At 68.4% G+C, this 11,657-nt stretch carries 12 protein-coding genes and 1 pseudogene; 4 read left to right on the plus strand and 9 right to left on the minus strand.

Annotation, left to right across the window (positions count from 1 at the left end):
• Window positions 1–109 (plus strand): annotated as a pseudogene (locus KBA48_RS29600) (IS5/IS1182 family transposase); the annotation flags it as partial.
• A 13-nt stretch (window positions 110–122) separates the two neighbouring features.
• Here KBA48_RS29600 and KBA48_RS29605 read toward each other — a convergent pair.
• The 6 genes from KBA48_RS29605 to KBA48_RS29630 form a co-directional block, all read right to left on the minus strand.
• Window positions 123–1,109 carry a cobalamin biosynthesis protein gene (locus tag KBA48_RS29605; protein ID WP_292912287.1) on the minus strand — a complete coding sequence of 329 codons (987 nt, stop codon included), beginning with the start codon at window positions 1,107–1,109 and terminating at the stop codon, window positions 123–125.
• Between the two features lie 101 nt (window positions 1,110–1,210).
• On the minus strand, window positions 1,211–2,500 hold the full coding sequence (locus tag KBA48_RS29610) for a heme biosynthesis HemY N-terminal domain-containing protein (RefSeq protein WP_292912288.1): 1,290 nt from the start codon (window positions 2,498–2,500) through the stop codon (window positions 1,211–1,213).
• Window positions 2,500–3,696, minus strand: a complete 1,197-nt coding sequence (locus KBA48_RS29615; RefSeq protein WP_292912289.1) for a COG4223 family protein — start codon at window positions 3,694–3,696, stop codon at window positions 2,500–2,502. The genes KBA48_RS29610 and KBA48_RS29615 overlap by 1 nt, the downstream gene beginning before the upstream one ends.
• A gap of 3 nt (window positions 3,697–3,699) precedes the next feature.
• Window positions 3,700–4,395, minus strand: coding sequence for a uroporphyrinogen-III synthase (locus KBA48_RS29620; RefSeq protein WP_292912290.1), 696 nt, complete (start codon window positions 4,393–4,395; stop codon window positions 3,700–3,702).
• On the minus strand, window positions 4,392–5,342 hold the full coding sequence (gene hemC, locus KBA48_RS29625; RefSeq protein ID WP_292912291.1) for a hydroxymethylbilane synthase: 951 nt from the start codon (window positions 5,340–5,342) through the stop codon (window positions 4,392–4,394). The genes KBA48_RS29620 and hemC overlap by 4 nt, the downstream gene beginning before the upstream one ends.
• 56 nt (window positions 5,343–5,398) lie before the next feature.
• Window positions 5,399–6,022, minus strand: coding sequence for a glutathione S-transferase family protein (locus KBA48_RS29630; protein ID WP_292912292.1), 624 nt, complete (start codon window positions 6,020–6,022; stop codon window positions 5,399–5,401).
• Between the two features lie 156 nt (window positions 6,023–6,178).
• Between KBA48_RS29630 and tsaD the strand changes: the two genes are divergently transcribed.
• Window positions 6,179–7,249, plus strand: a complete 1,071-nt coding sequence (tsaD, locus tag KBA48_RS29635; RefSeq protein WP_292912293.1) for a tRNA (adenosine(37)-N6)-threonylcarbamoyltransferase complex transferase subunit TsaD — start codon at window positions 6,179–6,181, stop codon at window positions 7,247–7,249.
• Window positions 7,250–7,255: 6 nt separating this feature from the next.
• On the opposite strand, the gene KBA48_RS29640 is transcribed toward tsaD, so the two are convergent.
• Both KBA48_RS29640 and zapE read right to left on the minus strand, forming a co-directional pair.
• A complete protein-coding gene (locus KBA48_RS29640) occupies window positions 7,256–7,468 on the minus strand; it encodes a ribbon-helix-helix domain-containing protein (RefSeq protein ID WP_292912294.1) in 213 nt (70 codons plus the stop codon).
• A gap of 99 nt (window positions 7,469–7,567) precedes the next feature.
• The gene (gene zapE / locus KBA48_RS29645) at window positions 7,568–8,683 is read right to left on the minus strand and encodes a cell division protein ZapE (RefSeq protein ID WP_292912295.1); all 1,116 of its coding nucleotides are present in this window, start codon (window positions 8,681–8,683) and stop codon (window positions 7,568–7,570) included.
• Window positions 8,684–8,849: 166 nt separating this feature from the next.
• Here zapE and KBA48_RS29650 point away from each other — a divergent pair, with 166 nt between their 5' ends.
• On the plus strand, window positions 8,850–9,638 hold the full coding sequence (locus tag KBA48_RS29650; RefSeq protein ID WP_292912296.1) for an ABC transporter substrate-binding protein: 789 nt from the start codon (window positions 8,850–8,852) through the stop codon (window positions 9,636–9,638).
• Here the strand turns inward: KBA48_RS29650 and KBA48_RS29655 are convergent, their stop codons facing one another.
• A complete protein-coding gene (locus KBA48_RS29655; RefSeq protein ID WP_292912297.1) occupies window positions 9,639–10,418 on the minus strand; it encodes an ABC transporter substrate-binding protein in 780 nt (259 codons plus the stop codon).
• A gap of 183 nt (window positions 10,419–10,601) precedes the next feature.
• Between KBA48_RS29655 and KBA48_RS29660 the strand changes: the two genes are divergently transcribed.
• On the plus strand, window positions 10,602–11,657 hold a 1,056-nt coding region (locus KBA48_RS29660), incomplete at its 3' end, for a DUF2336 domain-containing protein (protein WP_292912298.1).

The raw sequence follows: 11,657 nt of genomic DNA on the forward strand, positions 1-11,657 counted from the left end.
CTTCTGCAAACTCAAGGAGTTCAAGCGCATCGCCATGAGAGCTTGCAAAACAGACAAAAGCTTTGAAGCCATAATCTATCTCGCCGCTGCTGTCATCAATTCGCGCTGAATCCCCACAGGCCCTAGTAGGCGGCGGCCAGTCCCGACACCACCACCAGACCCGCCGCGATCAGGGCGGAGATGGCGTAAAGCGCCATGGCGGCGCGCAGGTCGCGCGGCAGGGCGCGGGCGCGGCCGCTGCCCAGCCAGGGCTCCTTGACCACCCTTTCGCCCTCCCGCCGAGGGCCGGCGACCGACAGGTCCAGCACGCCGGCAAAGGCTGCCACGGGCATGGCGTCGGCTCCCATCGGATGCCCCCTGGCCGCCTTCACATCACGTAGGCCGCGCAGCGCGCTGGCACGTGGCACGAAGGAGGCGGACAGCAGCACCACCAGCGTGGCGATCAGGGCCGCCGGCAGGCCCAGCAGGGAGGACAGGCGGCGGGCCAGCGCCCCGAATTGCGCATGGCGCGGCGTGTCATGGCCGATGACGCGGACCGTCCCGTCCAGCGCCGCCCAGGCCAGCAGGCCGGCCAGCCCGAACAGGGTGTAGAACAGAGCTGGGGCGACAACCCCATGGGTCAGGGCGCGGGCCGCCCCCTCCATCCCCGCCCGCACGACGCCATGATCGTCCAGGCTCCAGAGCTGGCGGTCGGTCAGGGGACCGACCGCCTGTCGTGCCGTTTCGAGCTCCCGCGTTTCCAGCGCCGCCACGGTGCGGCCCATGGCGCCCCAGGGCAGGCGCAGGGTCAGGCAGCGGACAAGCACCAGCAGTTCGACAAAGCCGCCCGCCGGGATATGGCGCACCAGCACCGACAGGCAGAAACCGACCAGCCCGCCCAGGACCAGCAGCAGCAGCGTCACCAGCGATCCGCGCGCCCGGCGCACGGCATCACTGCGGTCGATCCGGTTCAGGCGGCGGTCATAGCGCACCATGGCGCGGGCCACCAGATCGGCCGGCCCCGGCAGGAACCGGCGCAGCCACGCGCTGTCTCCGATGCAGGCATCGACGACCAGGGCAATCACCAGCAGCAGCAGGGCATCCACCCCGCCGGAATAAGGCAGCAGCATGGGAAGGGCATCCACGCGGGAAAGGTGGATATGGTGTATCGCCATATCCCCTTGATCGCCATCCCCTATCGGTGTGCGGTCCCCTGCGGGACAGACGGTGCCTACCGCCCCGTCTTCGGCCAGGTGATCGTATCCACGCCGCCGCACTGGTCACAGACGGCATGCCAGTCGCTGTGGCTGGTGCCGCAACTGGTGCAGCGCCAGCGGGGATCCGTGGCGGCGGACATGGCCTGATTGAGGAAGCCCTGCGCCTCCGGCCCCTCTCCCTTCTCCGCCCGCGCCACATCGGCCAGACGGCGATAGACGCGGGTGGTCGGGGCCAGTTCGCGCACCTTTTCCAGATGGCTGCGGGCCACGCCCCAGAGCTTGGCGGCGATGGCGGCTTCGGCCAGGGCGAAATGGGCGTCCGGCTGGCCGGGCTTCAGGGCCAGCAGCGCCTCGTACCGTTTCACCAGCGACAGCGGGTTCTGGTCCGCCGCACTCTCCCCCCAGGCCTTGGCCAGATCGGGATGCGGGGACAGGCGCCAGGCCTGCTCCAGCACCTTGGTCGCCTTGGCATGTTTGCCGGCCTTGGCCAGCAGCCGGGCCAGCAGGGATGCCGCCGGCACGCGGGCGGGGTCCATGTCGAAGGCCGCCTGCGCGGCTTGCAACGCCGAGTCGGCCCGGCCCGTGCTGTGGGCCTGACGCGCCTCCTCGATCAGCAGGGCGGCGCGGCGGTGGCCGGCATCCTCCTTGGGCAGGGCCTTGACCTTCTGCGCCTTGGCCAGGGCGGCGTCGGCCTCCAGCCAGTTGCCGCCACCAGCCTCCAGTTCCGCCAGCGCCTTGGCGGGCCAGTCGGCCTTGGGCCGCAGTTCGAGGGCGCGGCGGGCATGTTCCAGCGCGGCCGCACGGTCGCCGCGTTCCTGCGCCTGGGTCAGCAGCGCCCGGCGGGCTGCCAGTTCCGTGGCCGGCTTTTCCAGCATGGCCTTGTAGGCGCCGGCGGCGCCATTGGCGTCACCGCGCAGTTCGGCGACCCGTGCCGACAAGGGCAGGGTCAGCGACGGTTCGCGCAGCAGCTTTTCCGCCGCCTTGGCGGATTTTCCCGCGATGTCGGCATCACCGGCCGCGACCGCGACCCAGCCCTGGGCCAGGGCGCGGAAGCCGCCTTCACGCCGGTTGGCATAGCGGCGGCGGCCGAAGGCGCCCGGCCCGTTGCGCAGGATGCGCCAGGTCCGGCCAAGGGTGGCGGCGATCCAGGCGGCCAGCAGCACCAGGATGGCGGCGATGCCCACCGGCATTTCCGCCACATGGTCCAGCCATTCGATGGTCACGCGGCCCGGCCGCTGTGCCAGCCAGACGGCGGCGGCGACCAGGATGCCGATCTTCAGGAAGAATATCAGGGATTTGCGCATCAGCGGGCATCCCCTTCCTTCGGCACGTCCTTCACCCCATCCTTGGCGGTGCCGGCCATGCGGGCCAGCGACAGGTCGGCCAGGGTTGCGGCCGCCGCTTCTGCGGCCATGCGGGCTTCGGCCAGTTCCATCCAGGCGGCGGCCGGGCCGGCGGCGTGGGCCGGCAGCTTCTCCATCTCTTCCACCGCGCGCGGCAGGTCACCGGCCAGCAGGGCGCCTTCGGCCCGTGCCAGCACGGCGTCGGCATCGTCGCCCGCCACCTCGCCAGAGGCGCGGCGCAGGGTGATAATGCTGCTCAGGCGGCCCAGGACACGGTCGGTCCATTCCGCGCCTTCGCGGTCACGGTCGGCGCGCAGGACGGCGGGGGCCAGCAGGCGGAATTTCTCCCGCAGTTCGACATCGCCGGCCAGGCCGGTGTCGGCCGTGGCGGAAAGCGGGGCCAGCAGGTCCAGCAGGCCCGTGTCGTTGGCGGCCAGCGCCTGTGCGGCGCGCAGTTCGCGCGCATAGGGCCGACCGGCGGTCAGGGCGGCCTGCAACTGCCCCACGGCAATGATCAGCGCCTCGCCCACGGCACCCATCTGGCGCCGCGTTTCCAGCATGGTCAGGCGCGGGATCACCTCGGCCGTCACTTCCTCCAGCGTCTGCACGCGGTGCGACAGGGGGCCAAGATCGACCGTTTCGGCCTTCCGATCCTCCAGGGCCGCGATCCGGTCGGCCAGCGCCTCTGTCACGGAGATATCGACGGTGCCGTGTGGTGCGGTGGGGTTCTCCGCGTCGGGCGCGGGTTCGCGCGTCACGACCGTGGTATCACCCGACAGGCGGGATTCCAGCGCGTCCTGCCGCTTCGACAGGCTGTCCAGGGCGGCGCGCAATTCCTGCTGCCGTGTCTCCACGGCGGCGACACGGTCGGACAGGGGCGACAGGTCGGCCGCCGCAGGGGGCGGGGCCGTCCAGTCGCGCCAGAACCCATACCCCGACAGGCCGGCGGCACCCAGGGCCAGCAGCAGCGCCGTGCCGCCCAGCAGCCCGCCACCACCCTCGCCGCTACGACGGGGCGTTGGGGCCGGGGGGATGGTCGATGCCGTCGGCTTTGCAGCGGTCGCGGGCTTGGGGTCCGGCTTCTGCGCATTGGCCGCGATTTCGCGCTCCAGATCGGCGAGGCTGGGGCCATTGCCCGTCTTTTCCGTATCACTCATTCCTCAACTCCCCTTCACCGCCGGCAGCAGGGCCAGCAGGCTGGCCGCATCCGGCCTTGCCGCCACACGGGTTTCGGCGAAACCGAACCCGTGCGTGGCCCTGGCCACGGCGGCCGACAGGCACAGTGCCGTCCACCCGCCCGCCAGCGGCGACAGACCGGCCTTTTGCGCCAGCCTAACAAACAGCCCGGCCGTGCGTGGCGAAAAAAGCGCGACATAGGCTACCTGTCCGCCACGCAGAGCCGCGACGGCCGGCGCGGGCAGCGCGTCAATTCCCACCGCACGATAGGCGGTCAGTCTTGTGACAACAACGTCGGCGGGTAGAAGTTCCCCCGCGACATCGATGCCAGAAACGTGCAGCACACGCGGCCCCTTGCCGGCCAGCAGCCGGGTCAGGGAGGTGACATCCCCCTCGGCGGCATATACCTCCCGGAACCCCAAATCGCGGGCCAGGGCGGCGGTGCGGTCGCCCACGGCATAGAGGGGCAAGGTCCGCTCCCCGCTACGCGCCGCCAGGGCCCGCAACCCGTTGGAGGAGGTCACAGCGACGGCATCGAAGCCCGTCAGGTCGATGGGCGGTCCCGCGATGGGTTCGATGGTCAGCAGCGGGGCCAGCAGGGGGCGATAGCCCAGATCTGCCAGGGATGACGCCGTTTCGGCCGCCCCCGGTTCCGGCCGGGTGACCAGGACGCCGGTCACACCACGGGCCCGTCGGGGTTGATCCCGGCGAAGAAGGCGGCCGGCAGCCTGGATTTCAGTTCCTGCCCGGCATCGATGCCCAGGGCCAGGGCATCCGCCTTGTTCCCGGTGCGGCCCGTCATGAACCATTGCTGTCCATCGGGACGGATGACCAGGGCCTTCAGCGACATGGCGTGGTCATTGACCAGGGCCAGCGCCGCGATCGGCGTGCGGCAGGACCCGTCCAGCGTGGCCAGCACACCCCGTTCCGCCGTGACGCGCAGTTCGGTGGTGGTGCAGTTCAGCGAACGGACATAGGCATTGGTGCGGTCATCGGCGATGCGCGTTTCGATACCGATGGCGCCCTGGGCCACCGCCGGCAGCATCTGGTCTTCCGACAGCACGCCGGTCGCCTTGTCGGCCAGACCCAGCCGGTTCAGGCCGGCCATGGCCAGCAGCGTGGCGTCGACCAACCCTTCCTCCAGCTTGCGCAGACGGGTCTGCACATTGCCGCGCAAGGCCGCGACCCGCAGGTCCGGGCGGCGCATCAGGACGATGGCCTGCCGGCGCAAGCTGGCCGTGCCGACAAGGGCGCCTTCCGGCAGTTCATCCAGGCTGGCGGCCTGGGGGCTGAACCAGGCGTCGCGGTGATCCTCGCGCGGCAGATAGGCGGTGATGGCCAGGCCGTCGGGCAGCGCGGTGGGCACATCCTTCATCGAATGCACCGCCAGATCGACGGACCCGTCGATCAGCGCCTGCTCAATCTCCTTCGTGAACAGGCCCTTGCCGCCCGCCGCACTCAAGGTGCGGTCCAGGATGCGGTCGCCCTCGGTCTTGAAGGTGACAATCTCAACGGCGCCGTCATCCGCCAGTTCCGGGAAGGCGGCGGCCAGACGGTCGCGGGTTTCGTGGGCCTGCGCCAGCGCCAGGGGGCTACCGCGCGTGCCGATGCGGAGAAGGGCTTTCATACCCTTCTCAATACCGCTTTCGGCGCGTCGGGGGAAGCCACCCGATGCAAACGCCATTAACCTTTATCGGCGGCCTGTGCCATGGCGCGCTGATAGGCGGGGCGGGCCTGCATGGCGGACAGGACGCGCATGATGTTGGGGTGGGTGGCGGCGGTCACGCCGGCGCGCATGACGCCGACTTCCAGCGGGAAGCTCATCATGATGTCGGCGGCGCTGAACGCGGCACCGGCCAGCCAGGGGAAGCGGCCCGCCTCCTTCTCCACATAATCTAAATGCAGCGTCACCTGCTCCTTCACCATGCCCCGGATCGGCAGGGCCAGCAGGCCCATCTTATCGGCGATCAGCTTCAGCAGAAGCTGCGGCATCAGGGAGCCCTCGGCGTAATGCATCCAGTAACGATAGCGCCAATGGGCATCGGCGTCGGTGACGGCGGGGGCCAGATGCGGGGCATGGTGGGCCAGCAGATATTCGATGATCAGACCGGTTTCGACCAGAAGCTTGCCATCCACCTCCACCATGGGCAGCTTGCCCAGCGGATGCAGGTCGCGCAGGGCCAGGGGCGCGCGCATGGTCTTCTTGTTACGCCGGTGCCGCACCACCTCATACGGCACGCCCATTTCCTCCAGCAGCCAGATCACGCGCAGCGACCGGGACATGTTCAGATGATGGACGCGGATCATGATATGGCTCCCGGCTTGTATGGTTAAAGCGAATTAGCACGGCCGTGCGCTTTGTCAATGCCGCTGGAGACCGGGGGGCCATCATTCGCGCCGGCGATGGCTGCAATGCCCCGCCGCCCTTGCCCCCGGCCCGGCGGACGCTTAGGTTCCGTGCCCATGAAAGTCCTTGGCATCGAAACAAGCTGTGATGAAACCGCCGCCGCCATCGTCGAGGATGATGGCGAGGGGCCGGGCCGTGTCCTGTCCAATGTGGTGTTGAGCCAGTTGGACGATCACCGCCCCTATGGTGGCGTGGTGCCGGAGATCGCGGCGCGTGCCCACCTGCAGCATCTGGACCGGCTGGTCCGGCAGGCGCTGGAGGAGGCGGGGCTGGGCCTGTCCGACCTGGATGGCATTGCCGCCACGGCGGGGCCGGGCCTGATCGGCGGGGTGATGGTGGGGGTGATGACGGGCAAGGCCATGGCCGCCGTCACGGGCCTGCCCTTCATGGCCGTCAACCATCTGGAAGGACATGCGCTGACGGCCCGCCTGACCCATGGGGTGAAATTCCCCTTCCTGCTGCTGCTGGTGTCCGGCGGTCATTGCCAGTTGCTGGCCGTCGAAGGGGTGGGCCAGTACCGGCGCCTGGGCACCACCATTGACGACGCGGTGGGCGAAGCGTTCGACAAGTCGGCCAAGATCATGGGCCTGGGTTATCCGGGTGGCCCCTTGATGGAAAAGGCGGCCGCGGCGGCCACCGATCCCGGGCGTTTCGACCTGCCCGTGCCCATGAAGGGGCGGCCCGACTGCGATTTCAGCTTTTCCGGCCTGAAGACGGCGGTGCGCCGGCATGTGGAGATGCTGGGCGGCACGCTGAATGACGCCGACCGCGCCGATCTGGCCGCGTCCTTTCATCAGGCGGTGGGCGACAGCCTGATCGACCGCTGCACCAAGGCGCTGAAAATCTTCAAGGCGGAGTTCCCGCAGGGACAGACGCTGGTCGTGGCCGGCGGCGTGGCGGCCAATCAGGTGCTGCGTGCCCGTTTGACCGACCTGTGCCGCCGCCACCGGTTCGATTTTGTGGCTCCGCCGCTGGGCCTGTGTACCGACAATGGCGCCATGATCGCCTGGGCCGGGCTGGAACGGCTGCGGCTGGGCCTGACCGACGGGCTGGACTTCGCCCCCCGCCCGCGCTGGCCGCTGGACCCCAACGCCAAGGCCGCGCCATTCGCCGGAGTAAAGGCGTAGGCCTGCTCAGGTGCCCGACCGGAAGGCGGCCAGGATGTGGACGCGCAGAGCGCTGGACAGGTTGCCGGTGCGGGTGGCGTCCACACGTTCGATCAGGGCATTGACCGACAGGCCTTCCGCCGCCGCCAGCTCCTTCAGCGCGTCCCAGAACGGGGCCTCCAGCGTCACGCTGGTCGGGTGGCCGGCGATCATGACGGAGCGTTTACGGACCTCGGTCATTATACAGTCCCCTCAAGTGCCGGGCGCGGGCCGCCGGCGGCCTGGCTTCCGCGCCATGGGGCGCGGGCTGCCGGTTGGCGGCCTGTGGGTGTCATCTGCTCAGGTCAGGTGTTCACGCGCCAGATAATCCTGGCTCTGCATCTCCATCAGGCGGCTGATGGTGCGCTGAAACTCGAACGCGTGGGTGCCCTCGGCATAGATGCGTTCGGGCGCCACCTCGGCCGCGATGATGGTGTTCACCTTGTGCTCGTACAGCGCGTCGATCAAGGTCATGAAGCGCTTGGCCTCGTTGCGCAGCGCTTCGGGCAGGCGCGGCACCATGTCAATCAGCACGGTGTGGTAATGGGTGGCGATGGCCAGATAGTCGCCGGCACCCAGCGGGCGGGCGCAAAGCTCATCAAAGGTGAACCAGGCGACACCCTTGGCGCTGCGCGGCACCTCCACCTTGCGGCCCTGCACGGTCAGGTGGGTGGCCACGGGCGGTTCCGCGTCCGTCACATCGGCGAAGGTCTGTGCCATGGCCTCGGCCGTCGCCGGCCCCAGCGGGTAATGATAGACCTTGGCCCCCATCAGCCGCGCCAGACGATAGTCACGCGCCGACGCCAGATGCAGCACGTCCAGCTTTTCCTTCAGCAGGGCGATGAAGGGCAGGAAAAGCTGCCGGTTCAGCCCATCCTTGTACAGATCCTCCGGCGGCCAGTTGCTGGTTGCCACCACCACGACGCCCAGATCGAACAGGGCCGTGAACAGGCGGCCCAGGATCATGGCGTTGGTGATGTCCGTCACGTGGAATTCGTCGAAGCAGAGCAGCCAGCCCTCGGCCGCGATCTCCTTCGCGACCTCCACCACCTCGTCCCCCTTGGCGCGGCCCTCGTTCCGGATGGCGTGCAGCCGTTCATGCACCTTCAGCATGAAGGCGTGGAAATGCACGCGTACCTTCTCCTCAACCGGCGCGGTTTCGAAGAACAGGTCCATCAGCATGGATTTGCCGCGGCCCACATCGCCATAGATGTAGAGGCCCTGCGGCGCGGGGTCGGGGCGGCGGGCAAGGCCCAGGCGCGCGCGCCAGCCCGTGTGGCCCGTGGCGGGGCGGTAGCCCTTCAGGGCGTGCCAGAGGCTTTCCAGCTTTTCCGCCGCCAGTTCCTGCGCCGGGTCCGCCTTCAGCGTGCCGGTGCCGCGGCGGGCGCGGTAGACGGAAAGGGGGCCGTCGGTCATGGCGCGTTCACAAGCAAGGTCAAGGACTTCGAGGTCAACAGGTAACGGGCGGCCCGCCGTCTCGCAAGTGCGGCATGCAGGACCCTGCCTTGTGGCATTCTCGGGCACGCTAAAATTGGCCGTTACAATTTATGTAAATTCGTGTGCAATCATTGCAGTCATGAATATGTCGATCCGCTCCCTTCCGGCCGCGTTTTTGGCGTTTTTCCTGTTGGCGGGTGCCGTCCCGGCCGCGTGGGGGCAAGGCACGCCCGCCTGCTCCCTGCATTTTGTCTGGACCGAATTGCCGCCCTATCAAACGCTGGGCGCCGATGGAAAGCCGGCCGGCATCGATATCGAACTGGTCGAGGAACTGGGCCGGCGCATGCCCTGTGCCATCCAATGGGAACTGGCGCCCCGCCCGCGTGCCCTGCTGCTGGTGCAGGAGGGCAAGGTGGATGCGGTGATCGGCGTGGCCCGCACGGCGGAACGCGAGGCGTTCGGCACCTTTTCCCATCCCGTGCGGGAGGGGCGCAACGTGATGATCGTGCGCAAGGGGGCCGCATCCCGTTTCGCCTTCAAAAGCCTGACGGAACTGGCGGCCGGCAATTTCCGTCTGGGGGTGGTGCCGGGCAGCCGCTACAGCCAGGAATTCGAGGATCTGACCCGCAGCGGGGCACTGGCCGACAATATCGTTCCCGTGCAGAACGGGGAAAGTGCCATGGCGATGCTGATGCGCGACCGGATCGACGGGTTCCTGGACGGGTACCGCATCGCGCTGGCGCGGGCGGTGCAGTTGGGGCTGGCCGAAGATGTGGAGGTGCATCCGATGTTCGTCAACGAACACAAGGCCTTCGCCCTGTTCAGCCGTTCTGCCGGGGTCGATCCGGCCGTCATCACCCGGTTCAATGCCGTGCTGCTGGGCATGCAGGCCGATGGCACCATCACCCGCATCCTGAACAATTACGGCAGTTGATCAGCGCACGTTGGCCATGACAGGGGCCCAGTCGCCCAGCCCGTAGCGTGCGAGGATACGTGAAAGGTCACCGGATTTGCGCAATCTCTGGATGCCGGCATCCAGCTTCGCCGCCCTTGCGGCGCTGTCGGGACCGGGGGCGAAGGCGACGTAGAGCGGTGTGCCACCATCAATGGCCTGCATTTCCACCAACCCGTCCATGCCCTGGGCCGCCAGGGCGAATTCAGCCACGTTCATATCTTCCACCACGGCGTCGACTCGACCGGCCAGCAGCTTTTTCAGGTTCTGATCCGTGACATCCTCCCCGGCGGCCAGTTCCAGCCGGCTGCTGTCCCCCGCATGGGCCTTGATGTAATCATCCAGCGCCTCTCCGTAGGAATAATCCAGCACGGCCGCCAGACGCTTGCCTTCCAGGCTTCGCGGGTCGGTGTAGCGCAGTTTATCCCCACGCCGAACGATGATCACGTTGGTGGTAATACCGGCACTTTCCCGGCCGAAGACCAGTCCGTCAGCGTCGGCCACCGTGGCGCCGGCTACGGCGTCAATCCGTGCGGCGCGGGCCTCCTCTACCGCCCGGGTCCAGGGCAGGAGCTGGTAATCCAGCCCTCCCTCATCGGCGAAGATTCTCTGCATGATCTCCACCATGTAGCCGGGTTTCTCCGCCTTTGGCTCGCAATTGTAGGGACACCAGGCGTCGGCGCGCAGGCGCACCGGCTCGGCCGCGATGGCGGTTCCACCCAGGGTGGAGATGATGATCGCAAGGGCAAGATAAGCACGCATTGTCATCTCTCCATTCATCCGGTCGGCTTGCGGCGGCTGTAACCATTTCGGCAGTGCGGCATTGTACCGGCGGAATGTTGCGGCTTTCGTGTCGTCCGGTAGCGGAAGCAAGTTGAAAGACGCTCGCGGATAAGGGATCGTGGCCCCCATGCCCACCAACGCCCCGCCCCGCCCCCTCGTGTGATGAAAGACCGGCCCGATACAGCGTTGCCGGCCGAGGCCTATGAGCGGGCCAAGGAACTGGCGGTCAGCCGCGACCCGGCAAAGCGGGCCGAACTGGCCTTGCGGCCGGAAACCCCGCCGGAACTGCTCTATTATCTGGCCGATGATGATGACGCGCTGGTTCGCCGCGCCGTCGCCTTCCGCACGGAAACGCCGGTACAGGCGGCGCCGCGCCTGGCCCGCGACCTGGACACCGATGTCCGCGTGCTGCTGTCGCGCAAACTGGCCAGGGCCCTGCCCCACCTGTCGGGGGCCGAACATGCGGCCATCCGCGATCTGGCGCACCATGCCCTGACCATGCTGGCTGCCGATCAGGTGGTGCGGGTGCGTGCCGCCCTCGCCGGGGCGCTGCGCGACGTGGCGTCGGCCCCGCCGACCCTGATCGCGCAACTGGCCCGCGATGTGGCGCGGGAGGTGGCGGAACCGATCCTGCGCGGCTGTGTCAACCTGTCGGACGAGGAACTGGTCTCCATCGTTGCGGCCCAGCCCGTTCCCTGGGTGCTGGAGGCCATTGCCCGGCGCGACCATGTCTCCGCCCCTGTGGCGGAGGCGGTGGCCGCCGCCGGTGATCCCGTGGCCACGGCCAGCCTTCTGGCCAATCCCGGCGCCGCCCTGTCGGACCGCACCATGAACCAGTTGGTGGAAAAGCCGCTGGCCGCCATCGACATGTCGCGGACTACGGCCAAGCCGCTGCTGCCGCCATCCTTGCTGGGCAAGCTGGCCCGCATCGTGGAGGACAGTATCCGTGGCGAACTGGCGGGCCAGGGCTTTGACAAGCAGGACCGGCAGGAGGTGGTGGAGGTCACGCAGCGCCGTCTGGACTGGGCGCGCGATTATGTGAAACGGGAGCCGCCCGACGCCAAGGCCGCCCGGCTGAAGGCGGAGGGCAAGCTGGACGAGGCCGCCCTGTGGGACGCGCTGTCCTGGGGCGATAAGCCCTTTGTGCGCGAGGCGCTGGCCTTGCGCGCCGATCTTCCAGCCGATCTGGTGCAGCGGATCATCGATACACAAAGCGCC

This window comes from Niveispirillum sp. (genome assembly GCF_017996735.1).
Lineage (GTDB): Bacteria > Pseudomonadota > Alphaproteobacteria > Azospirillales > Azospirillaceae > Niveispirillum.

Coding starts and splice junctions, on each gene's coding strand:
- KBA48_RS29630 (WP_292912292.1), bottom strand. CDS start 6,022: ATGATCCGCGTCCATCATCTGAACATGTCCCGGTCGCTGCGCGTGATC.
- KBA48_RS29615 (WP_292912289.1), bottom strand. CDS start 3,696: ATGAGTGATACGGAAAAGACGGGCAATGGCCCCAGCCTCGCCGATCTG.
- KBA48_RS29655 (WP_292912297.1), bottom strand. CDS start 10,418: ATGCGTGCTTATCTTGCCCTTGCGATCATCATCTCCACCCTGGGTGGA.
- KBA48_RS29650 (WP_292912296.1), top strand. CDS start 8,850: ATGTCGATCCGCTCCCTTCCGGCCGCGTTTTTGGCGTTTTTCCTGTTG.
- KBA48_RS29605 (WP_292912287.1), bottom strand. CDS start 1,109: ATGCTGCTGCCTTATTCCGGCGGGGTGGATGCCCTGCTGCTGCTGGTG.
- zapE (WP_292912295.1), bottom strand. CDS start 8,683: ATGACCGACGGCCCCCTTTCCGTCTACCGCGCCCGCCGCGGCACCGGC.
- KBA48_RS29640 (WP_292912294.1), bottom strand. CDS start 7,468: ATGACCGAGGTCCGTAAACGCTCCGTCATGATCGCCGGCCACCCGACC.
- hemC (WP_292912291.1), bottom strand. CDS start 5,342: ATGAAAGCCCTTCTCCGCATCGGCACGCGCGGTAGCCCCCTGGCGCTG.
- tsaD (WP_292912293.1), top strand. CDS start 6,179: ATGAAAGTCCTTGGCATCGAAACAAGCTGTGATGAAACCGCCGCCGCC.
- KBA48_RS29610 (WP_292912288.1), bottom strand. CDS start 2,500: ATGCGCAAATCCCTGATATTCTTCCTGAAGATCGGCATCCTGGTCGCC.